The organism is Halalkalibacter urbisdiaboli, from assembly GCF_002156385.1.
Lineage (GTDB): Bacteria > Bacillota > Bacilli > Bacillales > Bacillaceae_D > Halalkalibacter_A > Halalkalibacter_A urbisdiaboli.
This window is the reverse complement of the sequence record NZ_MVJM01000001.1, coordinates 1,116,211-1,139,928: the sequence shown is the minus strand read 5'-3', so window position 1 is coordinate 1,139,928 and position 23,718 is coordinate 1,116,211. Positions and strand designations below refer to the sequence as shown.

Annotated in this window: 17 protein-coding genes, 1 pseudogene and 1 riboswitch; all 18 genes and pseudogenes read left to right on the top strand. The window is 39.0% G+C overall.

The window, feature by feature from the left end; genetic code table 11:
* The first annotated feature begins 48 nt into the window (after positions 1 to 48).
* Entirely contained in the window at positions 49 to 1,266 is a 1,218-nt protein-coding gene (locus B1R93_RS05735) for a hypothetical protein (protein WP_088102985.1), read from the top strand.
* 341 nt (positions 1,267 to 1,607) lie between these two features.
* Positions 1,608 to 2,078 (top strand): hypothetical protein, encoded by a 471-nt coding sequence (locus B1R93_RS05730; RefSeq protein WP_088102984.1) that lies wholly within the window; start codon positions 1,608 to 1,610, stop codon positions 2,076 to 2,078.
* A 77-nt stretch (positions 2,079 to 2,155) separates the two neighbouring features.
* On the top strand, positions 2,156 to 3,010 hold the full coding sequence (locus B1R93_RS05725) for an AAA family ATPase (protein WP_088102983.1): 855 nt from the start codon (positions 2,156 to 2,158) through the stop codon (positions 3,008 to 3,010).
* A 478-nt stretch (positions 3,011 to 3,488) separates the two neighbouring features.
* Positions 3,489 to 4,244 (top strand): alpha/beta hydrolase family protein, encoded by a 756-nt coding sequence (locus B1R93_RS05720; RefSeq protein WP_088102982.1) that lies wholly within the window; start codon positions 3,489 to 3,491, stop codon positions 4,242 to 4,244.
* 538 nt (positions 4,245 to 4,782) lie between these two features.
* Positions 4,783 to 5,487 carry a response regulator transcription factor gene (locus tag B1R93_RS05715; protein WP_088102981.1) on the top strand — a complete coding sequence of 235 codons (705 nt, stop codon included), beginning with the start codon at positions 4,783 to 4,785 and terminating at the stop codon, positions 5,485 to 5,487.
* Positions 5,484 to 6,485 carry a sensor histidine kinase gene (locus B1R93_RS05710; protein ID WP_088102980.1) on the top strand — a complete coding sequence of 334 codons (1,002 nt, stop codon included), beginning with the start codon at positions 5,484 to 5,486 and terminating at the stop codon, positions 6,483 to 6,485. Before B1R93_RS05715 ends, B1R93_RS05710 begins: the two co-directional genes overlap by 4 nt.
* Positions 6,486 to 6,567: 82 nt before the next feature.
* Positions 6,568 to 7,332, top strand: a complete 765-nt coding sequence (locus B1R93_RS05705) for an ABC transporter ATP-binding protein (protein WP_088102979.1) — start codon at positions 6,568 to 6,570, stop codon at positions 7,330 to 7,332.
* Positions 7,307 to 9,199: an ABC transporter permease gene (locus tag B1R93_RS05700; RefSeq protein ID WP_088102978.1), complete on the top strand. Its 1,893-nt coding sequence runs from the start codon at positions 7,307 to 7,309 to the stop codon at positions 9,197 to 9,199. Before B1R93_RS05705 ends, B1R93_RS05700 begins: the two co-directional genes overlap by 26 nt.
* Positions 9,200 to 9,273: 74 nt before the next feature.
* Positions 9,274 to 9,360: riboswitch (cyclic di-GMP riboswitch) on the top strand.
* Positions 9,361 to 9,457: 97 nt separating this feature from the next.
* The gene (locus B1R93_RS05695; protein WP_245308198.1) at positions 9,458 to 10,918 is read left to right on the top strand and encodes a S8 family serine peptidase; all 1,461 of its coding nucleotides are present in this window, start codon (positions 9,458 to 9,460) and stop codon (positions 10,916 to 10,918) included.
* Positions 10,919 to 11,313: 395 nt separating this feature from the next.
* Positions 11,314 to 13,704 (top strand): arabinan endo-1,5-alpha-L-arabinosidase AbnB, encoded by a 2,391-nt coding sequence (gene abnB, locus B1R93_RS23605; RefSeq protein ID WP_088102977.1) that lies wholly within the window; start codon positions 11,314 to 11,316, stop codon positions 13,702 to 13,704.
* 458 nt (positions 13,705 to 14,162) lie between these two features.
* Positions 14,163 to 15,113: an ABC transporter permease gene (locus B1R93_RS05685; RefSeq protein ID WP_425348936.1), complete on the top strand. Its 951-nt coding sequence runs from the start codon at positions 14,163 to 14,165 to the stop codon at positions 15,111 to 15,113.
* Between the two features lie 90 nt (positions 15,114 to 15,203).
* Complete coding sequence (locus tag B1R93_RS05680; protein WP_088102975.1) at positions 15,204 to 16,103, top strand: carbohydrate ABC transporter permease; 900 nt, start codon at positions 15,204 to 15,206, stop codon at positions 16,101 to 16,103.
* A 30-nt stretch (positions 16,104 to 16,133) separates the two neighbouring features.
* Positions 16,134 to 17,759 carry an extracellular solute-binding protein gene (locus tag B1R93_RS05675; RefSeq protein WP_088102974.1) on the top strand — a complete coding sequence of 542 codons (1,626 nt, stop codon included), beginning with the start codon at positions 16,134 to 16,136 and terminating at the stop codon, positions 17,757 to 17,759.
* 59 nt (positions 17,760 to 17,818) lie between these two features.
* Positions 17,819 to 18,910 carry a glycoside hydrolase family 88/105 protein gene (locus B1R93_RS05670; protein ID WP_088102973.1) on the top strand — a complete coding sequence of 364 codons (1,092 nt, stop codon included), beginning with the start codon at positions 17,819 to 17,821 and terminating at the stop codon, positions 18,908 to 18,910.
* 64 nt (positions 18,911 to 18,974) lie between these two features.
* On the top strand, positions 18,975 to 19,388 hold the full coding sequence (locus tag B1R93_RS05665; protein WP_088102972.1) for a glycoside hydrolase family protein: 414 nt from the start codon (positions 18,975 to 18,977) through the stop codon (positions 19,386 to 19,388).
* Positions 19,389 to 19,598: 210 nt separating this feature from the next.
* The gene (locus tag B1R93_RS05660) at positions 19,599 to 20,117 is read left to right on the top strand and encodes a glycoside hydrolase family 43 protein (protein WP_088102971.1); all 519 of its coding nucleotides are present in this window, start codon (positions 19,599 to 19,601) and stop codon (positions 20,115 to 20,117) included.
* Between the two features lie 516 nt (positions 20,118 to 20,633).
* Entirely contained in the window at positions 20,634 to 22,892 is a 2,259-nt protein-coding gene (locus B1R93_RS05655) for a helix-turn-helix domain-containing protein (protein ID WP_088102970.1), read from the top strand.
* A gap of 422 nt (positions 22,893 to 23,314) precedes the next feature.
* A pseudogene (locus B1R93_RS23900) lies at positions 23,315 to 23,716 on the top strand (rhamnogalacturonan endolyase family protein); the annotation flags it as partial.
* Positions 23,717 to 23,718: the final 2 nt, after the last annotated feature.

Sequence of the window (23,718 nt, the reverse complement as noted above, 5' to 3'; positions counted from 1 at the left end):
ATGTACATATTTTGTAGGAGGAGTTATTCTTTAACGGTATTCATTATTATGCTTATATTTTTGGCTAATTCCAATAGCGTTTATGCTGCAAATCAAGTTTCTGTTACTGAGGCAAAAAAGGTAATCCAAACACATATCAGTGATTTGGAGTCTGACCACGAATTCTCTGACGAATGGCGTAATGTAGACATTGAATTTAACAGAAATCTTTATGATATAGATGATACGGTAGTAAGTTATTATTTTTCACTTGTAAAAGATGACAAAGAGGTTGGCTATTATATCATTGCAGCTCGAGACAACCTTACCCCTGTTTTGGAGTACAGTAATGCTGCTTCGCATGAAGGTTTTGAAGAAGTTCCAGGTGATGAAAAAATTTATTATTTTGGTGGATTGAATTTCACAGGAGCTTTAAACAAAGAAAAATTAAAAGAGAAATTTAAAAAAAGTAAAGATAAACATATTACTAACCTTGAAAAAGAGTTAATTGACCTTGAATTAACCTCTAAAAATGTTGGTGGAGATGAAAAGAAAGAACAAAAACAAAAATTAGAAAAAGAACTAAAAGCTAATAAGGAATTAACATTAGAAAAATTAAAAATTAAAGAAAACGTTACAAATATTGAAGATACATGGGAATATTATTTAAAAGATCAACCTATTGAAGAAGCTGAGTTTAAAGCACTATCTTTACCATCTTCTTATTGGCTAGGCGTACCTCATATGTATCAACGACAAGCATATGTATCTAATCCAGGAAGCGCATGTGGACCAACAACCGCTGCTATGATCGCTCAATACCATTACAATAATGGTCATTCATATGTAAGGGCAAAGCAATATTACGGTGGTAACGAATGGCAATTAATTAATACATTAAGAAATGAGTTAGGAGTAGGTGCATTAGGACTATACGAATCAAATTTCACTCACCATTTCCCACGATATTTGAATTATGATAATTATTCTGGCCAGGTTTGGAGAGGGAATAAGATAAATGGCGAAGACGCTTATTCTTTGGATACATTTAAAAGTAGGGTTGTAAGCGGTTCTCCACCACCAGTAATGTGGCATCGGTTTCCTTGGTATGATAACGCAAGTGTTACATGGCATTGGCAAGCGGGGATGGCATATAGAGTTACAGCTGGTGTAACAGAATTTGGGGTTAGGGAACCTGATACTAATGTCGATAGTAACAAAACCAAGTACTATCCCTATATGCAAAACAGAAACGATTTTCTATTTATAAGATTAATCAGAAGCTAAAATAGAATAATTGTTATGATTTTTTACAGCTTAAGAGCAGAGTAAAAGCATCTAAGTATATTATCCAAACAATTAAAGACAACTATTTAGCTTCATGATAAGGTAACCACTTCTCTTTACATAGTAAAAGGAGTGGTTGTTTTATTTTCCTTGTAGGTTTTCCCTTAATCTCGACACTTTAGTTCCTAAAATATATAGTAGTTTTAGTTAGGCGAAGGGAGAGATTATGTAAACGAATTTACTACTGGTCATCTGGATGTCATTAGGTAATCCCTATCATCGACTCATCACATGAGGTGTGTAAGGAAACATCGAGATTAACTTATATAAAACAACTGCCTGTGATTCAGTTAAAAGGCGGCTGGCGGAACGGTGTTGTATGCTATGGCAGGATCACAGAGGTAGAGGTTGTTGAAGGTGGAAGTGTACTTTTTCACGTAGAATCATGGGTGAATGTGAAACAGGTGATTAAGCTTGTTCACTACGGAATCGCCGGCTACGCAATGACAACGTTGAACCTAATAAAGGAAGCAAACGAATTACCAGAGCTCTTTATGAAATCAAAGGACGAGCTATCGATCTGGCGAATGCTGCGAAGAATCTCAGACCAGATTAAGATTGAATTGGATTCGGAGCAATTGGATGAAGCGAAAAGTGTGAGGTCTTATCGGGTAAGTGGGTTGGAGATTCGGATGAACCCTGAGGAGAGCGTTGTTGAGATTGCCGGGGAGAGTAAGTCTTGGAAGGTGAGTTATCGTGATCTACAGCGGAATCCGTCTTCGGTGTTTCGAGTGGTTTGTGGGATGATATAGTAAACAAGAGACGATTCAACACCGGTCCTAACATGCTATAATTAAACAAAATTCATGATTGCTTAGTGAGGATTCGTATGATGTATGTAAGAACATTTACATTTCCAGATGAGGAAAGGGAATTTGATTTTTTTATTAATATAAAAAGAACGTGCTATGATTCGTATTATCCGTTTAAGATATTATCTAGGCGAGGTCTTGAGAAACTAGTCTTTGAGCCTGTTACTATTTTATATGGCGGAAACGGTTCAGGAAAATCGACAGCATTGAATGTAATCGCAGAAAAGATAGGGGCAAAGCGTGATTCTCTTTATAATAAATCAAATTTCTATCCTGACTATGTAAAGATGTGTGAAGTCGAGCAGGCTGCTGATATTCCTGAAACGAGCAGAATCATTACCAGTGATGATGTGTTTGATTTTATGCTGAATATTCGAACTCTCAATGAGGGAATTGACCAAAAACGTGAAGAACTTTTTGAAGAATATTTAGATACGAAATACTCTACGTTTCAAATGAGAACGATGGCAGATTACGAACAGTTGAAAAAGGTAAATACAGCTAGAAGCAAAACGCAGTCGCGTTTTGTGAGAAATGAATTGATGGATAATGTGAGGGAATTATCGAATGGGGAAAGTGCGTTCAAGTATTTCGTTGAGAAAATCGGTGAACATGGACTTTACATATTAGATGAACCTGAAAACAGTCTTTCTCCAAAACTTCAGATGGAATTACTACGGTTTATCGAAGATTCTGCACGTTTTTTTGGTTGTCAGTTTATAATATCAACTCATTCTCCCTTTCTCCTTTCGATGCAGGGAGCAAAAATCTATGACCTTGATGAAAACCCTGTTATTGTGAAAAAGTGGACAGAGTTAGAAAATGTGCGCACATATTTTGAATTTTTTAAGAGAAATGAAGACAAGTTTTAATGCAGAATACGTAGGGACGGTTCTAGGTTTTCGTCTAAACATAACTAGTAGAAAGAATGGGATGTTATTTTCATCATCCCGTTCTTTCTTTGCTTATATAACCGAAGCAGGTGCTTCCCCTAGAAAAGAGTCTAGGAGTATACTATACAGTAAAACGTAATAACTACGATTTGTTGTATATTGGATAAAGGAGGATTATCTTGAAAAACAACTTAGTATTGATTGGATTTATTGGTCTAGTTATGCTGCTTTCTAATGTGGGGGACGAAACATCTCAACTTAAAACAAATCGATATTTCAGCTAAACCCATCCGAACGTACAGTTTTGATGGGTTATGTAATGTATTTTCATTTGGGTGTTATGAATTATTATACCGTTGTCGTTCGTTCGCATACCTGATACAGTTTACATATGGAAGAATGTAGAAGAGTAAACAAAACCATATCCTTAATAACGTTATTTGTTGGAGGTTTCAAGATGAATGAATGCATAAAGAAAGCTGTAAAGATTAACCATCATGGAAGGGAAATTTATGGTGTCTCTTATATGCCGGATACTAGTGAAAAGTGTCCGGTTGTTATATATAGCCATGGCTATAACGGAACAAATGCCGATTTTGCGATGCATAGTGAATATTTAGTAGAGCATGGCGTAGGAGCCTTTTGTTTCGATTTTTGCGGTGGATCGGTACATTCCAAAAGTGATCTTAACACTACGGAGATGACTATTTTTACAGAAAAAGAAGATCTATGCGCGGTGATTGATACGATAAGAGATTGGGAAAATGTAGATCGTGATAATATCTTTCTATTTGGGGGAAGTCAAGGAGGATTGGTAACAGCATTAGTAGCAGAAGAATATATAGCGGAAATCAAAGGAATGCTCTTGCTATATCCTGCATTTAGCATCCCAGATAACTGGAATACAAAATTCCCTACACTTGATCGTATTCCTGATACATATGAGTTATGGGGGATGACTTTGGGGAGAGCATTTTTTGAATCGATACATGGGTATCCTGCATTTGAACATATTGGAGGATTTCATAAAAATGTCTTGATTTTCCATGGTGATCAGGATGATATTGTGGCACTTGAATATGGAAAGAGAGCATCTAGGCTGTATCCTCATGCGAGAATAGAAGTATTCCCCGGAGAAGGACATGGTTTTTCAGAAGCTGGTAATAAGAAAGTAGCTGAAATGACATGTCAATTTGTTAAAGCAAATAAGTAAGGGGATGGTTCTCCTGCTTCTTGAAATAGGGGGAATCTCGATAAATTTGAAGGCAAGACGTATATGGCTAAGTTTCTTAGATAAAATGTGGGGATTTATGAAGAAACCCGAGATAATGTATTAACCTTTCGTTATACCAACCCTAATCCTATTTTCCTGGTTCATAGATAGAACAATCACAATAGATACTCAATGAATTCTTTTTTTGAAAGCCCTTTTTGACATAACTTCCTTTTTCCAACAGAAAGTATCAAAAATATTATGTAGTTTAGGTTGGTTAAAGCATGGGAGGATTTATGAAAATTGAGAAAAAATCGATTTTAGTTTAAAGTTATTATTTTTTGGAGAACAGTTACTAATTCAAAAAATATCCTTTTAATTAGTTCATGACCGCACGCTCTAACCATGAATGAAAAAGTTTTTTGGACAGAAAAAGACATAAGAAGAGGGCTTCCTAAATGGAGGCTCCTTTTGTGATAAGGAAGCGCGAGAACCGTCCCACTGCTTCCAATTAACTACTGTGCTAGGAGAAACTAACATGGAAAAAATCATGATTGTTGAAGATGATATAAAAATTGCGGAGTATTTAAACTCTTATATAGGAAAATATGAATATGAAGTCATAATTGCGAAAGACTTTGATAATATAATGACCACATTTCGTCATGTGAAGCCCAGTCTGCTATTACTAGATATTAATCTCCCTAGTTATGACGGGTACTATTGGTGTAGGCAAGTTCGAAAAGAGTCGATCTGCCCAGTGATCTTCATTTCGGCGCGGACGGGTGAGATGGATCAAGTCATGGCATTAGAAAGTGGTGGTGATGATTTTATTACGAAGCCATTTCATCCAGAGATTGTGATGGCGAAAATCCGAAGTCAGCTGCGCCGTGCATACGGGGAATATGCGGTAAAGTATGAAGAAAGGATGCTAACTCAAGACGGCTTGAGTTTATATCCGGAACGATTAGAGCTACGATTTGGAAATGAAGTGACGCAATTAACGAAGAAAGAAACAGACATTATTGAAGCGCTGCTAGAGCGTTATCCTCGTGTGGCTGGTCGACAGGATTTGTTGGCGAAGCTTTGGGATGAGCAAGCGTATATTGATGAAAATACCTTGAATGTGAATATTACTCGCGTTCGGAAGAAGTTTCAAGAGCTAGGGATTGAAAATGCTGTGGAAACGGTTAGAGGGGCAGGATATCGTCTACGCATTACATGGAGTAAGGGGGAAGTATGAAACTTTTTCTTCGTGAGCATTTGTTACTTATTATGATTCAACTCTGCCAGTTTGTAATGATTCCATTGCTTTTTTGGTTGGACGGCTATAGAGGGTTTAGTGTAAGCATGTACGCTATTTTTCTATCACTAGTCATATTAATGGCCTACCTCATTTATCAATACATGCGGAGAAGAAGCTTTTATCACAGGTTACAGAATCGGATGGAAACACTTGATGCATCACTTGAGACTACCGAACGAACGCCCATATCAGAAGCACTCGATCAATTACTTAGTGCACAGTATCATTTATATCAAGAAGAACTTCAGAATGCGGAGGATAGGCAGGATGAGCATTTGTTATTTATGGATCGTTGGGTTCATCAAATGAAAACGCCGCTTTCTGTAATTGAGCTAACCGCCCAAACTTTAGATGAACCTGAATCGTCTAGCATTCGGGAGGAAACAGAACGAATGCGAAATGGTCTGAATACCGTTCTCTATATGGCTAGGCTCCGTACCATTGCAGAAGATTTTCATATTAAGCCCGTTATGCTTGTAAAGCTAGTCCATGAAGTGAATCAGGAAAACAAGCGATTTTACATCCGTAATGAAGTGTATCCACAAGTAAAGGAAGACAAGCCAGGCATTACAGTAGAGACCGATGAGAAGTGGCTTTTCTTCCTTGTAACGCAGCTTGTACAAAATGCTGTTAACTATTCTGCTGGGAAGACAAAGCGACTCGTCCTCTCTCTTTATGAAAGGGCAGGGGAAGCGGTCCTCGAAGTTCAAGACTTTGGAATTGGGATCCCGCTTGTTGATCAGAAGCGGGTTTTTAATAAATTTTTCACTGGGGAAAATGGGCGAAAGCATCGAGAATCAACTGGGATGGGCCTTTATTTGGTTAAAGAGGTGGCGGAAAGGCTCGAGCACCGCATCGAATTGGAATCAGAGGTCGGGGTAGGAACCACTGTCCGGATCATTTTTTCGAAAACGCAAAACCTTACATCAATGTAAGATTCGTGAAAGCATAATCGATAGTTCTAAGGGAGGGGCACGGCTATACTTTTACTAGAAACGATGTGAAAGGAGAATGATTATGCTGAAGCTTACAAAAGTAAGTAAGGTTTACGGAGGGAAAGTCGCATACCGTGCCCTTACTGATATCAATTTAGAAATAGAAAAAGGTGAATTTGTTGCGATTATGGGTCCGTCCGGAAGTGGGAAAACGACACTATTAAATATTATTTCCACGAATGATGCACCGACTACAGGGGAGGTAGAAATCGAAGGACACCATCCACATCGCTTGAAGAAAAGTGCATTAGCCAAATTCCGTCGAAATGAACTAGGATTTATCTTTCAGGATTTCAATTTACTGCATACATTGACGGTCGAGGAAAATATCGTCCTACCACTCACATTAGATGGTGCTCGTGTAAGAGATATGAAGGAAAAAGCGCGTACCATTGCGGAAAGCCTTGGAATTGCGTCAATCATGAAGAAACGCACGTACGAAATATCAGGAGGTCAGGCACAGCGGGTAGCGATTGCGAGAGCGATGATTCATGAGCCTAAGCTGCTGTTAGCCGATGAGCCAACGGGAAACCTAGATTCGAAAGCAGCAAAAGATGTGATGGACATGCTTGTCTCGATTAATCAGCAGGAACAAACTAGTTTGTTAATGGTCACCCATGACCCACAAGCGGCTAGCTATTCCGACCGTGTTATTTTTATCCGGGATGGGAAACTTCATTCTGAAATCTACCGCGGGGAAAGTAGGCAAGCATTTTTCCAGAAGATTATCGACATGCTTTCGTTGATGGGAGGCGACCGTCATGACATTTCGTCAGTTCGCGTTTAACAATGTGTTACGCAATAAGCGACTGTATATTGCGTACTTTCTTAGTAGCATGTTCACGGTGATGGTTTTTTTCACGTTTGCCATCTTTGCCTTTCATCCTGTGTTCTCAGGTGGCTCCATTAATCAAAATGCTTTAATGGGGATGGCGGCTGCTGGTGGAATCATTTACGTGTTTTCGTTCTTTTTTGTCTTATATTCTATGAGTTCTTTCTTACAATCGCGAAAGAAAGAGTTTGGTTTGTTAATGACGCTAGGGGCCTCCAACAAACAAATTCGTTTGATGGTTTTTCTGGAAAATATCTTAATTGGCTTTTTCGCGACAGTGGGTGGTATTCTGCTTGGTTTGCTTTTCGCTAAAGCGATTCTCTTACTTGCTGAAAATGTATTAATCATTAGTGAATCGCTTCATTTTTATTTTCCTACATTGGCCATTGTTGTGACGTTTAGTAGCTTTCTCTTTTTATTTATCTGTATATCGATTTTTGTTTCGTTTATTCTCCGTACGAATAAGCTCGTTGATTTAATTAAAGGGGATAAACAGTCTAAAGGGGAACCGAAAGCATCAATTTTTCTATCCATTCTTGCAGCGCTCCTCCTTATTGCAGGGTATGGAACGGCTTTGTATGTAAAAGGTATTTTTGTTGTTTATGCGATGATACCCGTTATTGTCGTGGTTACACTTGGAACGTATCTCTTCTTTACTCAATTAAGTGTGTATGTGATTCGTCGTTTAAAACGAAACAAAGCGATTTTCTGGCGGAAAACCAATATGCTATTGTTTTCTGATTTATCATTCCGGATGAAGGATAACGCACGGACATTTTTCATGGTGGCTATCATATCAACGGTGGCGTTTAGTGCAATTGGAGCGTTATATGGATTACAATCTTATTTAACGAATGGAATAAAAGAGGCTAATCCATATAGCATGACGTATATTCCATGGCTCGATGACAGTGAAGACGTAATTGAAAAGGATCTTCGTACAATTAACACGCTCTTGCAAGAAGAACGTATAGAGGCAACGATGGAAGTAATCGATTTGAATTATTATGAGATATCAGAACAAAACGACAGACAGCTAATCGTGAGGGCATCTGATTACAACCGGTTTGCGGCATTAATCGGGGAAACGGAGCTTGATCCAGAGGAGCATGAGGCGTTTGTAGTGGAACAGAGTGAAGGAATCATCGGGCAGGGACGAAAAGCGAGTGAAGTGTTGATGAACGCTAACGTCCCACTAGACAACGGACAACAACTCCAACCTAGTCGTGTAGTAGAATCCAAGGTATTATCTGAGACAAATGGCTATTATGTTGTGAATGACAGCATAGTGGACCTGCTTGGAGCGCCAGGAAGAAGTGACATGACTGCCGTATGGAAAGCGGAAGAAGGGCAAACAGAGCAACTAATTGAAGTGGGAAGAACGCTACAGGAACAACTTGAGTATAAGGTATTTCCCATCGATTATTCCCTTTATGAAATCAATAAAGCCTATGGACCGATCTTATTTATCGGCTTGTTTATAGGAATTGTCTTCTTCGTTTCAGCTGGAAGCTTTCTATATTTCCGATTATTTACGGACTTGGATGAAGAAAAGCAAAAGTTTCGTTCCATTGTCAAAATTGGGTTAACACAATCTGAGTTGAAGAAAGTAGTGACTCGCCAAATTGCGATTTTATTCTTCTCGCCAATTGTCGTCGCACTCATTCATGGTTTCGTAGCACTTACCGCATTATCCCATATGTTTGACTATGATCTAACCGTAGAATCTTCCCTCGTATTAGGATGCTTTGCGATTATTCAAGTCATATACTTCTTGATTGTACAATTTTTCTATGTGAACCAGGTGGAAAGAACGATGTAGTAAAAGAGGTGCCTGACCGTCCCCATGCCTACTTTTACCATTTACAAAGAAAATTTCACATGATATATATTGATTAACCGAAAAGGCAAACCAAGGGAAACCTTGGGACGCAAAGCTTTAGGGGCTTCATCGGGCAACTGATATGCCAGCCAGCTACCGAATAGAGAAGGTTTTCCCTTGCTATTCTTCGGAGTAGCTTTTTTTTGTATTTACATAAAAAAGCTGCGAGATTTTCATACATTTTAAGGGGGAAGCTCAGTGAAAAAGATCGGTTTAATGTTCTTAGTATTTGTACTAGTATTTACAGTCATTCCATTCTCAGGTACTACTGAAGCAAGTACGAATGAAAGAGTCATTGTTTTATTTAAAGAAAACGCGAACAAGACTTTAGTTTCACAAGCAAAAGGAAAGATTCATAGAGAATATAAGCATGTACCTGCGTTAGCGATCACGGTACCTGCTGCTGCAATCCAAGGGTTGAAGAAAAATCCTAATGTGATAGCGGTGGAACCAGATCAGGTTGTTAACGTCAAAGGTCAAACCGAAGATTGGGGAATTCCGCGTACAAATGCTCCTTCTGCCTGGTCTTCAAATTTTACAGGTCAAGGTGTTAAAATCGCTGTTGTCGATACTGGGATTGCAAAGCATGACGACCTTATAATTGCTGGTGGAGCAGCCTTTACTTCTTATACGACTTCTTACCATGATGATAATGGGCATGGCACACATGTTGCAGGTATTATCGGTGCAAGAAATAATAGTATCGGTACAGTTGGAATCGCTCCAGAATCTAGTATTTACGCGGTAAAGGCTTTGGACAATAACGGAAGTGGTTATTTATCGGATATTGTAGCAGGTATCGATTGGTCGATTAACAATAAGATGGATATCATAAACCTTAGCTTAGGTACTACATCGCATTCTTCCACTTTACAACAAATCGTGGACAAGGCTTATAGTCAAAATATCCTTGTCGTAGCTGCTGCTGGTAATAACGGTGCTTCAGATGGAAGTGGGGATACCGTTAATTATCCAGCTCGTTATGAATCGGTTATTGCGGTTTCAGCAACAGATTCCAAGGATCAACGTGCTTCATTTTCAGCGACAGGATCAACAGTGGAGGTAGCAGCACCTGGTGTAAATATTTTAAGCACTTATTTGAATAACCAGTACGGGCAAATGAGTGGAACATCAATGGCTACTCCATATGTGGCTGGTAATTTAGCTCTACTCAAGCAAGCTAACAGCACTTTAAGTGCGACAGACTTACGCTTGAAACTACAAGAAGGTGTAGTTGATTTAGGTTCAAGTGGAAAAGACAACTGGTTTGGCTACGGGTTAATTCAAGCACCTACACAAGGGCAAGAGGAGACTAGTCAAGAAACGGTAATCGTAGAGGAGCCAGTTCAGATTTTAGGAACGGCTACCAAAGTAACAACCGATCAAACATCCTATGTGGCAGGGCAAACGGTTAATATAACAGTGAACGTAAAAGACCTAGATGGAAGTGTACTTTCTGGAGCCGAAGTGACAGTAGCCATTACGCCCCTAAGTGGCAAGGTGATTACTGGAACGGGAACAACCGACCAGAACGGGAACGTTACGTTTACAATGACAACGAAAAGAACAACGAAAAAAGGGACCTATCAAGTCAAAGCTGATACAACTTTAAATAACTATGAAAGTAGTTATGATACAACATCGTTTCAAATTAAATAAGGGAAAGAAGCAAGGGGACGGTTCTCTTGCTTCTTTTCTTTTTCATCGTTTTTAAGTGTTTGTTTTTCGTAACACTAGGCACATTGTTAAAATAGGTTAATATGTTTTAGATCAAAAGTGAAGAGGAGCCTAACCTTCAACGCTTTAAAGCCGTGGGGGTTAGACACCTTTGTTTTGATTAATATATTTATTAACCTTACCTAGTATTTTTAAAGATAATTTGTTATTGAACAATAATATGATTTACATTATAATTAATGTATTGGTAAAAACGTTAACGTATTAGTTAAAAGCGTTTTTACAAAAATGCACTGAAGGGGGAATCTTAATTTAGGATTCATCACAATTTTGCAAAAATGGAAGCGCTTAATTAACATTTAGTTTAAGAGAGGGGAATGTTTGTGAGTAAAGGGTTATTTCAGAAGTTGATATCTGTTTTGTTAATATTGGCTTTACTACTGCCTACTTCGGTGTTTGGGCAAGGTAATGGTACTCAACCGAGTGAAAATAGTAATAAGCCTCATCTTGAGTATCAAGGAGAAGTTCCTGAATTTCTGAATGCATCTGTGCATGATCCATCTGTTATTAAAGTGGATGACACGTATTATGTTTTTGGTTCGCATTTAGCAGCAGCGAAAACAAAGGATTTTATGAAATGGGAAAAAATTGCGGATGGAGCAACTCCAACGAATCCAATATTTGAGGATGTAACAGAGGAATTAAAAGAAACATTTGATTGGGCACAATCAGATACACTATGGGCAGCTGATGTGATTCAGCTTGAAGATGGTAAGTATTATATGTATTACAATGCGTGTAAAGGTGATTCTCCAAGGTCTGCAATGGGTATAGCAGTAGCTGATCATGTTGAGGGCCCTTATAAAGATTTAGGGATTTTTCTAAAATCAGGCATGTGGGATGAGCCTAGTGAAGATGGAACGATTTATGATGCAACAATCCATCCAAATGCTGTAGATCCTGATGTTTTCTTTGATAAAGACGGAAAGCTATGGATGATGTACGGGTCTTATTCTGGTGGTATTTTCATTTTAGAAATGGATCCTGAAACAGGAAAGCCTCTACCAGATCAAGGTTATGGTAAAAAGCTTTTAGGAGGAAACCATAGTCGAATTGAGGGGGCATATGTACTTTATAGCCCTGAAACAGACTATTACTATATGTATCTATCTTTCGGTGGCCTTGATGCAGATGGCGGTTATAACATGCGCGTGGTTCGCTCGGAAAATCCGGATGGCCCATACTATGATGCAGAAGGCAATGATATGATTAATGTCTATGGTGAAGAAGGTACGATCTTTGATGATCGCTCCATTGAAAAATATGGTGTAAAACTGATGGGGAACTTCTTATTTGAAAGAGAAGTAGGTGACCCAGGAACAGGAATTGGCTTTGGTTATGTATCTCCAGGTCATAACTCAGCTTACTATGATACAGAAACAGGTCAACAATACTTGATTTTCCATTCACGTTTCCCTGAACAAGGTGAGATGCATGAAGTTCGAGTACACCAGATGTATATGAATAAGGATGGGTGGCCAGTGGTGTCTCCATACCGTTACTCAGGTGAAACGATCGACAAGGTAAATAGACAAGATGTAATTGGAGACTATAAGTTTGTTAATCATGGCAAAGAAATTACTGCAGACATCAAGAAATCTGTATTCATGTCTTTAAACAAAAACAATACCATTTCTGGAGATGTAAATGGTACATGGAACAAGACGGCTCATAACGAAGTTGAACTTACAGTAGATGGTGAGACGTATAAAGGTGTATTCGTTCGTGGCTGGGATCCGACATCTGAGCGTTATGTAATGACCTTTACAGCGGTTTCAGAAAAAGGAGTTTCAGTTTGGGGTAGCAAAATCGAAACGAAAACAGATGCAGAAATTGTAGCTGATGTGAAAGAAAATTTAACGATTGGTAATACAGATAGTGTCATTGCTGATTTGCCTCTACCTACAGAAGGGACACGTCACACAGAAATTACATGGACAACATCAGACGCGAACGTCATTTCTGAGACTGGGGTTATTAATCGTCCAGAAGCTGGCTCAGAAAGTACAAACGCTGTTCTGACTGCAAAAATCACAAAAGGCGATGTAACTGATACAAAAGAATTTTATATCACTGTTTTACCGCACAAAGCTGCTGGATTAGCTGCTCATTATCAATTTGAAGGTGGGTTAGCTGATACAACAGGTAATTTTGATGAAGGTACTGTAACAGGAAATCGAATCGATAATTCAGATGGGACGATTACTTATACTGATGGTAAAGACGGTCAAGCTGCCGTGTTTAATGGCGCATCAGGAGTACGTCTACCAAATGGATTAATCTCAAGCAACACATACTCCGTGTCAGTTTGGCTAAATCCTGAAGAAATCACACCATTTACGACAACGTTCTTCGGAGCTAGAGACGGGAATAACTGGGTAAGCCTTCTTCCAGCTGGATGGTCAGATGGAAAGACGATGGTTTGGTCTGGAAGTTCAAGGTGGTATGATGCAGTCTTAGACGGGCAAATAGGTACGAATAAGTGGACTCATCTTGCCTTCACAGTGGATAATGGGGAAATTATTGTGTATGTTGACGGTGTTCAACAGTTCAGTGGTACGGACTTCCCGAATATCTTCACGACTTCTGATGCTAGCTTCAGCTTAGGAGTTAACTGGTGGGATGTTCCATTCAAAGGGTTAATGGACGATTTACGCGTGTATGAAGGTGCGTTATCTCCAACGGAAGTTACGGAATTGGCAAAGTAATTCGGATTATATAACTTAATATAGCGACTCGAATAAAAGGAGTAGCCTTCTTACACTGGTACTAGTGTAAGAAGGTTACTTTCTTTTTTCCTTTAAGAACTAAATTAGTATATGTCCTTATTTGAATTTGCTTTTTGATAATTTGAGGGCGTCTACCTATTAAGCTTGTAATGTTTCAGTAAGTAATTTTTAAGGCGTAAGAAACGGTTTATAGTCACTCTAGAACAAGGTATTAATTTTGATTATGACCTTTAAAAATGACCATTCCGCCCCGTGAAAACGCCTACATTAGCTAGTTTTCATCAATTGTAAAATATGATAATCAATATTCACGATTTACTCTAGTGTTTAGCTTGATTAACATTATGACTAACCCCTTCAGCCACAACGCCAGCAAACGGGGATAAAAAAATTTTATTTAATAATAGGGAGGTGAGATTTTGAAAACAAAGGTCGATATAAATCAAAAAAATGAAACCGCTTTTATACATGTGGAGCATAAAAAAAAGAACATTTTCTACTATCTTCGTCGAGACTGGCAGCTCTACTTTCTTTTGTTCATTCCAATATCGTTTGCGTTCGTTTTTAAGTATTTACCCTTGTCTGGTCTCCTAATTGCTTTTAAAGATTACAATATTATTAAAGGCTTTTGGGCTAGTGAGTGGGTTGGATTCGATGTATTCAGGAAATTATTCGCTAGACCTGATTTCGGAAAAGCCGTTCGTAATACGCTGCTATTAAATGTGTCGGATCTTATCCTTAGTTTTACGATACCGATTATGCTCGCGTTGTTAATTAACGAGATAAAAGGAAATGTCTTCAAACGAGTGAACCAAACAATCCTTTATTTACCGCATTTTCTTTCTTGGGTGATTATTGGAGCGTTGGCTTATCAATTGCTTGGTTTGGGAAGCGGAATGGTGAATAATTTCATCGCAGAGCTTGGAGGTAACCGGATTCCGTTTCTTCAAAGTGATCTTCATTGGTTATTCAGCTATCTCGCGATAGGTGTCTGGCAAAGCATGGGATGGGGGACGATTATTTACCTCGCTGCTATGAGTGGCGTGAACCCCGAATTATATGAAGCTGCAACTGTTGATGGTGCAGGAAGATGGCGTAAGATGTGGCACGTAACCCTACCATGCATTCGACCGACGATCGTAGTCTTATTGATTTTGAGTTTGGGGCATGTCATGGGTGGATCATTTGAACGAGTGTATGCATTGCAAAACATGGCAACCACTGAATTTACGACGACGATCCCAATTTTAGTATTCCGATGGGGGATTGAAAATGGTGATTTCAGTCGTGCGACTGCACTAGGACTGTTTCAAGCGATTATCGGACTTATTCTCGTGTTACTTGCAGATCGGATTGCAAAAAAGCTAGGGGAAGACGGAATTCTATAATAGTGAAAAATCGTTCGATGACCTATTAACAGTGAGACTGTTTTCCTTTTGTCTAAAAACATGCTGAATAACAAGGAAGGAGGTAAAAAAATGAAGCTATCCGATCGTAGCACTTACGTGAACCAGTCTAGACGCTTTGATATATGGGATATAGGTATTCGTTTAATACTTATCGTTTCATCATTAACGTGTCTATTGCCTTTTGTTCATGTGTTGGCTAAATCGTTAAGTAATGATGCCTATGTCGTGGCAAATAAAGTATTTCTTTGGCCTAGAGAACTTAATTTTGATGCGTATTACCAAATATTATCCGATAAAAGCATTTTGCAATCACTTTATGTTAGCGTTCTCATTACCGTTCTGTTTACGGTTCTGGGCATGATTATTACCATTTGTGCTGCTTACCCTCTTTCTCGAAAGCAATTAAAAGGGCGTACATTTATAACAGCCATGTTTATGGTTACGTTGTACTTTACTGGCGGTATTATTCCCGACTATTTACTTGTTAACAAACTGGGCATGCTCGATACCATTTGGTCTCTTGTGCTTCCAGGTGCATTTAGTGCTTTTAATCTACTCATTTTAAAAAGTTCGATTACTAGCACAGTTCCTGTCAGTTTAGAGGAGTCGGCTAGAATGGATGGAGCAAATCATTTCCGAATTCTATGGAATATTGTCCTTCCGCTTTCGAAACCGATACTTGCGACGTTGTCCCTCTTCTACGCAGTTGGTCGTTGGAATGGTTATCAAGATGCTCTATTTTATATTCGGTATGAAACGACATTACGACCATTACAGCTTAAATTGTATTATCTTGTTGTTCAGGCGAGTGAAAGCTTTCAAACTGAGATGACGTTTGTACAAACAACTAGCCCTGAAGTCCTTAAAGCGGCCGTTGTGGTCTTTGCAACACTTCCTATTATTTGTGTATACCCGTTTGTGCAAAAGTATTTTGTTCGTGGTGTTATGCTAGGTTCTGTTAAGGAATAGCAAAATAATTTTAAAAAATGGAGGTTATTCATGGTGAAAAGAAAATTCTTTCTTATAGTAATAGCTATATTTACAATTGGTAGTTTGCTAGCGGCTTGTTCAAATAACGCAGCTAATAATAATGAGGATGACTCATCAACTTCAAAGGAAACAGAAAATATACCTAATGAAGGTGACATGAAATTTCCAGAAACAGTTAGTCTCGATATCCCGGTGTATGATCGAGCTTTTGAAGGCTGGAATGTAGCAGATAATTACTATACGCGTTGGATCCAAGAGGAGTTCGGTAAGCAACATAACATCGATGTGAATTTTGTCCCGATTTCCCGTTCCAATGAAGTGACAGATTTTCAACAGCTACTTGCTTCTGGAAACGCACCAGATATTATCTACCATTATGACATGCCACAGGCATTATCCTATTATGGTTCTGGTGTTTTACAGCCATTAGATTTAGATGAAATTGCCGAGTATGCTCCGACATATTGGGAGAATTTAAAAGAAACCATTGACCAATATAGTGTCGTGGACGGAGAAAATATTTTCTTTTTTGCAGAGCGACCAGACTTCTCTAACTATGTTTCAATTATTCGAAAGGATTGGGTTGAAAAGGTTGGAATGAAAGTAGAAGATTTGACGTCTCTCGAGAAGTTTAATGAAATGGCTCACAAATGGAAGGAAGCAGGGCTAGGTACTTTAGGTGGTGCTTTAACAGCAAATATCTACAATTATAACTATGCTTTCCGTGATTGGCCGATCGACCCAGAATACCGTGCTCTATATTCGGACTTAATGGTTGCTGATTTTACAACGGAAGACACAGAGCGTTGGCTTCGCAATTTGAGTTATCAATATCACAATGGATTAATTGACCAAGAATTCTATTTGCGTGAGGACATTAAGGGTGAATTTGTTGCAGGTAGAACAGGAACATATGGAGAATACATTTCTAGCAATACGGATCTGTTCGAAGCTGTATTAAAAAATAACCCAGAAGCTGAGTTTGCCGTGATACCTCCATATGCAGGCGTGCCAGAAGGACGCAAGCCACAAGGACGTGCCAATTTCCCATTCGGATTAATTATGGGAATTAACGAGGCTGCGACGGATGAGGAACGAATTGCTGTATGGATGTATCTTGAGTGGCTGAGTCAGCCAGATAACTTATTCAAATTGCAGAATGGTATCGAAGGCGAGACCTATACGCTTGATTCGGAAGGCTTACCAATAAGAAATAGTGAATATAGTGGTGAAGCAAAACTATCTATGAATAATAACAAAGACTACTGGGCCGTCGTGACGGAAGCTCCATACTTCGGTTCAGAGGAAAAGACTCGTAAAGCGATGGAAAACTTTTGGTCTCCTCCAGGTTTCGAGTATATCGTTAATGATATGTTCAAGAATCAAGAAGAGATAAGAGAGTATCTTACACCAGATGCGTTGTTCACCACTGTCATTGAGAGTCAAAACGAATACCAGGCGGACTTGAACGCACTATTCCAAGAACTTTACTTGAAGGTTGTACTTGGTCCTGAAGAAAAATTTGATGAGGAATATGAAAAAGCGAAGCAACACTACCTAGACGCTGGTTATCAAGAAATTCTCGATGAAAAACAGGCAGCCATTGATGCGGGTCAGTACAATTACTTTGAATAAATAATAACGAATCAGTAGAGCCCTTACTATCCAAGTAAGGGCTCTTAAAAGGAGGAAATATGAAACTAAATTTTGATACTACTCTAGATGAGTTAAAGGAAGTTGTAGATCGTGTTGTCAACTATACGTTAGATATGGATTTAACGTGGGAATGGCCGGGTGGTGTTGCCTTTTATGGAGTGAGCCGTGCTTTTGATGTAACTGGAGAAACGAGTTATTTGGAGCGAATGGCTGAATGGGTCGATGAGTACCTAAAGGTAGGACTCCCTGGTTGGACCGTTAATACGTGCTCAATGGGCCACATTCTTCTAACCCTTTATGAACATACAAAAGACCAGAAATATCTTGATATTATATTAAGTAAAATCGACTATTTGGAGCATAAAGCGTTACGGTTTGGGGACAGAGTTCTTCAACATACGGTTTCACTCAATAATGATTTTGCGGAGCAATGCTGGGCCGATACGCTTTTCATGGCTGCCTATTTCCAACTTCGAGTTGGGGTTTTACTGGAAAAAAGTAATCTGATTGATGAAGCGCTACACCAGTTTGTTTGGCATATTGAATATTTACAGGATGAAGATTCCGCACTTTGGTACCATGGCTATAACAACATCAAGAAGAATCATATGTCCGGTATTCATTGGGCTCGTGCCAATGCTTGGGCGGCGTACACAATGTCACGGGTAGGTAGAGTGTTACCTGAAGCCTACTTATATCCACCCTTTATGCATATTATTTGCTCTTTGCGTGATCAATTGGCTGCAATCAAAAAGCTACAAAAAGAGGATGGGCTTTGGGGAACTGTCTTGGATTATCCGGATGCATACGGGGAAGTGTCCGCAACGTCTGGAATCGCCGCAGCCATGGTGATGCAACGTAATCCGCTACACGGAAAATACGTTCAGAAAGCCCTTCATGGTGTGTTAGACAATATAGCTGATAATGGCCGGGTCCTAAATGTTTCTGGTGGTACGGCTGTTATGAAGGATATGAAGGGGTATCTTGAGATCGATCGTAAGTGGGCTCAAGGCTGGGGACAAGGATTAACGTTAGCATTTCTAGCATCGGTCATCGAGCTTGTCGAATGGCATGAAGCGAATCCGAATGTTCAGCATCATTTTGAAGAGACTGATCTGAAGGTTGATTAAGAAAATGAAAGAGCTATTCATTAACGATATTTAGATGCAAGTCAGATACATGATAGGAGAAGCGATGGATAACAAAGAAGACTATGCAGGTTATTTATTTACGTATTTCAAAGGAGAATCAGAGCATATAGTAGATGGAGAGCAAGTCTATTTTGCTTTAAGTAAAGGGAATGATCCGCTATATTGGCAAGAATTAAACGGGGGAAAGCCTGTCCTTACGTCTGATTTAGGAGAAAAAGGAGTACGTGATCCCTTTATTATTCGCTCTCCGCTCAATCATACCTTCTATTTATTAGCCACGGATTTAAAAATTCAAGGAAACGGAAACTGGGACCGAGCAGTAACGGAGGGAAGCAAGGCAATGATGGTTTGGGAGTCTAGTGATCTTGTCCATTGGTCAAACGAAAGAATGGTTTATCTTGCACCTCCTGAAGCTGGTTGCACATGGGCTCCTGAAGCCATATTTGCAGGTCACTGAAAAAGGGTGGGTTCCCCTTTTTTCAGTGACCTTTAAGTAATGTGCGGAGCCGTTGCCTGGTTTTGAAAGCCTTGCTATGAGTGGGTTTTCTTATAGCAAGGCGCGCAACGAGTGAAGCCATTACTTCTTCTTTGAGTTACAAAAAGTAGTTTTTCAGTTCCCTCCATATTTGATCATGAGAATGAGGAGTTTATTGTCTATTGGGCATCGATGCTTGATAGCTCTGATAAAAATCGCTACCACCGGATGCTCTATTGTAAAACGAAAGATTTTGTGGAATTCTCAGAACCAAGGCTGTTTATCGATTATGGCTACTCTGTCATTGATGTGACGATGCTCCGAGCAAATCACAAATTTTATCGCTTTGCCAAAGGAAAGCATGTTTTTCAAGAGTCTAGTGATTCGTTGCTGGCTACAAACGTTACGACGTTAAATCCAAACATTGAGGAAGCCTTTATGGTACGCGGCGAAGGTCCGATTATTTTTAAATCAAACAAGGAAGAAAAGTGGTATTTGTATATTGATGAATATGGGTTGAGGGGCTACCTACCACTTGAAACGACGAATTTGGATTCAGGAGAATGGAGTATGCCAGAACATTATTCTCTTCCTTTTAAGCCACGACACGGCTCCATCATACCGATTACCGCTGCAGAATATGAGAGGTTACTTAGAGAATACGGGCCGAAGGAGGGGGAAATCGTATCACCGGTTAATCAATCCAAATAGCAGTCTGCTACAAGAAACATATAATATGAGCAAAATAGATTTTGTGGATGTTGATAAACAAATAACTACTTAATAATGGTAAAATAGTAAAAGAATACTCGTTCTGCATATTCGTTTGATTGATAAGAGGGCACTAAAGAGCTGGCCTCTTATCAATCAAAATATGCAAGGAACCAGTAATTGTCCTTATCTCTATTTCAACAGTTGGAGGTTTACGGAGCTTTTTAAGTTACTTTTTGTGAAAGCGCTTTAATGAAGGGGTTCTTTTTTTGTTTTTCCCTTTTTATGTTCGTGTCATTATTTTTCTGTAATCTGTTATCCTTCCTTTACATAAGCTGTGAAAATACAAATAAGACCATAGTACTGGATTTTAGGAGCGACTCATATGAAACCCATTTAGGCATATTAGCACGCCCCCTTTGTTTGTCCCTTCTAGATAGATTAATTTTCGTAGAGCTGTTGGAGAGATGTAGCATAAATGAGAGAGTATGAATCATTTGGAGAAGGAGGTTACGTATGAAACGAGTTCCAATGATGTTGCAATTAACAGTTATCCTTTTCTGTATTATGGCTGCTCCAATTGCTATTTTAACTTGGTATAGCGGCAAGCAAATATTGCAGAATTCAGAACAGGCGATTGCTGAATCTTCTTTAGCTGAATTGAATGCGAATCGTATGCTTACCGAGAAAGCATTGAATAACTTATCCCAGAACACAGTGGCTCTTACTAGTACGAACACATTCGACCGCATTCATTCTTACAAGAGTTATAATGAAATCAATTCAAATTACTTTTATGTTCTCGAAGTACGAGCCGTTTTAAGGGAACTGATGCAGCTAAAGCGAAGAGATAATGGAATTTATTCTTCCTTTTTTCATCTAAGTGGTTCTGACTATGTCATTTCAACGGATCGAGGCGTTACGACTTTAGGAAGATATGAGTCTATCGACTGGATGCAGGAAGCACTTGAAGAGCGGAGGGGGATTACAGGTGTATGGTATTCACGCAAGCTTGATTCGGGCATTAACGTCGTATCCTATGTTTTCCCTCTTAATCAACTTTCAACTAATACACGTGGGATTCTTGTTGTCAATTTTTTAGAAAGAGAGTTTGATCAATATTTTGGTACATCGGATGCCGGGAAACAAGAATATTTCATTATGAATTCAAAAGGAATGATTATTTCTCACAGTGACAAAAGCTATCTGCAAGAGGATGGTAGAAAGACTCCCGTTATTCGTGAAATTTTAGAGCAAGATTCAAGGGAAGGGTACATGTTCCGGGAACTAGAAGGAGAACGAATGTTATATACATGGTCCCGTTCTCAGAAGCTTGGATGGGTAAACGTTGGGGTTTATTCCGTCAATGAACTAATGATTACGACACATGCCTTGCAACAAAAAATCATTTTACTTACTAGCGTTATTATTTTGGTCGGAATCATATTAACATTCTTTCTAGCGACCTGGTTGTCCAAGCCAGTGAGGAAGCTAGTGCAAAATTTGAGCTCACGGACTAATTTAGGGGCAAAAGGAAGGAACGAGCTCGCTTTTCTCGATGAGGCATTCAGGACGATGCAGGATAAGGAAGAAGCTCTTCATAAGATGCTGACGATTCGCAAACGTGATTCCCATAGTTTGGCTATTCATCAATTATTGCGAGGGGAATTGTCTCCGCAAGCAGATGAAGTGTTTTCAGCTTCTTGCTTTATAGTTGCTGTTATTTCAATTGATCAATATAGACAGTATGTTAGCAAGTACAATCCGGATGCTCGCAGCTACCATCGATACCTTTTTATTTCAAATTGTGAGCGTATGTTTACAAATGATGTGATAGCTAGGTGCATTTATCAAGGCAATGGTTGCTTTGTCATCGTCATCAATTATGAACAACTTAAACAGGAAACGGATTCGCTCTTTCATGAGTCACTTATAAAAATAAAGGATAATGCAGAGGAGGTTTTGAATCATTCTGTAACGATCGGGGTCAGCAGTCCTACTGTCGATATGGATTTAGTATCAGAGCGCTTCGGGGAAGCAATGGAAGTGATTAAGCACCGAATGGTCAAAGGAAGTGGCGGTATTACCTATTGGGAGAAGAAAAATGCCAATGAACAAAAATACATCTATCCCGTTAATAGTGAAAGACGTATTCTCAACTTTATGGATAACGGTGATCTCGACAGTATTATTAAAGAGCTGAAGGTCATTGGTGATGAAATTCGTTCCGCTGAGTACATTTCCTATGATAATATTCTATTCATTTATCATCAGTTAGTCGGTATTTGTATCAAGCATCTTAGAGAGAATAATGTCAGCACCGCGAGAATTTTTGCAGGACGAGGTAATATTTATACGCATTTTGCTTCAATCGATACATTGGATGAGCTTGAAAACGATCTTTGTGATTTTTTTGACGAAATTATGCAGTACCTAACACAACCAACATTCCAGACTAACGATTACGGGGAACGTATTCTTAGCTATTTGGATGAACATTATTGCGAGGAAATTGATTTTGAAGAAATGGCGGCGGAAATTGGAATTAGTTATTCTTATATGCGGAGGATTGTATACGAGATGACAGGTCAAAGTTTAATTGATAACCTTAATCTTCGGAGAATCGAGAAAGCTAAAGAAATGCTTGTGGAATCCAATCTGACAATTACTAAGATCGCATCTGAGTTAGGCTATAATAATGCTCAAAGTTTCAACCGATTCTTTCGTAAATTTGAAGGAATGACCCCAAGCAACTTTAAGCAGGCAAAATCATAAACAAAGTAAGTGATGTTTTCTGTCAGACAAGTAGATTCGTATCAAAAGAGGACTGAAAAAGGATAAACCACCCTTTTTCAGTCCTCTTAGTATACCCGCTTCTCCATCTTTCATTCTACGTGTGAAAATGACTTTCTAAGATCTTAGTAAAATAAGTAGTGTTCATCTTGATTCATACCACTTTATCCTTATCGATTTTTGATTATATTATTTAAAAATGACTCTATAAATAGAAAGGATCAGTTATGACAAGGAATATCAACAATGATGATTTACAGCTTGGAAGAGTATGCATAACATCATATGTAAGCGCTTTATACTTAAAGGGCTATTAACAACCGATATGTCGATGCCTAAAAGCGGTGTATTGGTTTAGAGGATTCGGAGGTGAGTGAGCAGGAAAAGGAGCAACACTATTGGGCATGCTTCTAAAAAAAATGAAAGTGAGGTCATTTGAAAAAATGGTAAAAAGAATATCAATCTTGATGGCAGTAGTAATGTTATTTTCTTTATTTCCATTAAACAGTCCAGCGTTTAATCCTGCTTCGGCTGAAGGGGCATCTGTAGCAACAAAACTACGACAAATGGAAAGATTGGATCGGGGAGTTATTGCGGTCAAAACGGATGAGGGTGTCTATGTGGGATGGCGCCTGTTGGGCACTGATCCGAAAGATATTTCTTTTAATCTTTACCGGAATAACGAAAAAATTAATGAAGCCCCGATAACATCAAGCACAAACTTTTTGGACACTGAGGGCAATGAAAATTCCAGTTATTTTGTACGTGCAATCGTAAACGGAGAGGAGCAGTCTCCGTCTGAAGCTGT

What these genes read in the sequence shown, in the direction of transcription:
- B1R93_RS05735 (WP_088102985.1), top strand. Translation starts at nt 49, where the DNA reads ATGCTTATATTTTTGGCTAATTCCAATAGCGTTTATGCTGCAAATCAA.
- B1R93_RS05725 (WP_088102983.1), top strand. Translation starts at nt 2,156, where the DNA reads ATGATGTATGTAAGAACATTTACATTTCCAGATGAGGAAAGGGAATTT.
- B1R93_RS05720 (WP_088102982.1), top strand. Translation starts at nt 3,489, where the DNA reads ATGAATGAATGCATAAAGAAAGCTGTAAAGATTAACCATCATGGAAGG.
- B1R93_RS05715 (WP_088102981.1), top strand. Translation starts at nt 4,783, where the DNA reads ATGGAAAAAATCATGATTGTTGAAGATGATATAAAAATTGCGGAGTAT.
- B1R93_RS05710 (WP_088102980.1), top strand. Translation starts at nt 5,484, where the DNA reads ATGAAACTTTTTCTTCGTGAGCATTTGTTACTTATTATGATTCAACTC.
- B1R93_RS05705 (WP_088102979.1), top strand. Translation starts at nt 6,568, where the DNA reads ATGCTGAAGCTTACAAAAGTAAGTAAGGTTTACGGAGGGAAAGTCGCA.
- B1R93_RS05700 (WP_088102978.1), top strand. Translation starts at nt 7,307, where the DNA reads ATGACATTTCGTCAGTTCGCGTTTAACAATGTGTTACGCAATAAGCGA.
- abnB (WP_088102977.1), top strand. Translation starts at nt 11,314, where the DNA reads ATGTTTGTGAGTAAAGGGTTATTTCAGAAGTTGATATCTGTTTTGTTA.
- B1R93_RS05680 (WP_088102975.1), top strand. Translation starts at nt 15,204, where the DNA reads ATGAAGCTATCCGATCGTAGCACTTACGTGAACCAGTCTAGACGCTTT.
- B1R93_RS05675 (WP_088102974.1), top strand. Translation starts at nt 16,134, where the DNA reads ATGGTGAAAAGAAAATTCTTTCTTATAGTAATAGCTATATTTACAATT.
- B1R93_RS05670 (WP_088102973.1), top strand. Translation starts at nt 17,819, where the DNA reads ATGAAACTAAATTTTGATACTACTCTAGATGAGTTAAAGGAAGTTGTA.
- B1R93_RS05665 (WP_088102972.1), top strand. Translation starts at nt 18,975, where the DNA reads ATGGATAACAAAGAAGACTATGCAGGTTATTTATTTACGTATTTCAAA.
- B1R93_RS05660 (WP_088102971.1), top strand. Translation starts at nt 19,599, where the DNA reads ATGCTTGATAGCTCTGATAAAAATCGCTACCACCGGATGCTCTATTGT.
- B1R93_RS05655 (WP_088102970.1), top strand. Translation starts at nt 20,634, where the DNA reads ATGAAACGAGTTCCAATGATGTTGCAATTAACAGTTATCCTTTTCTGT.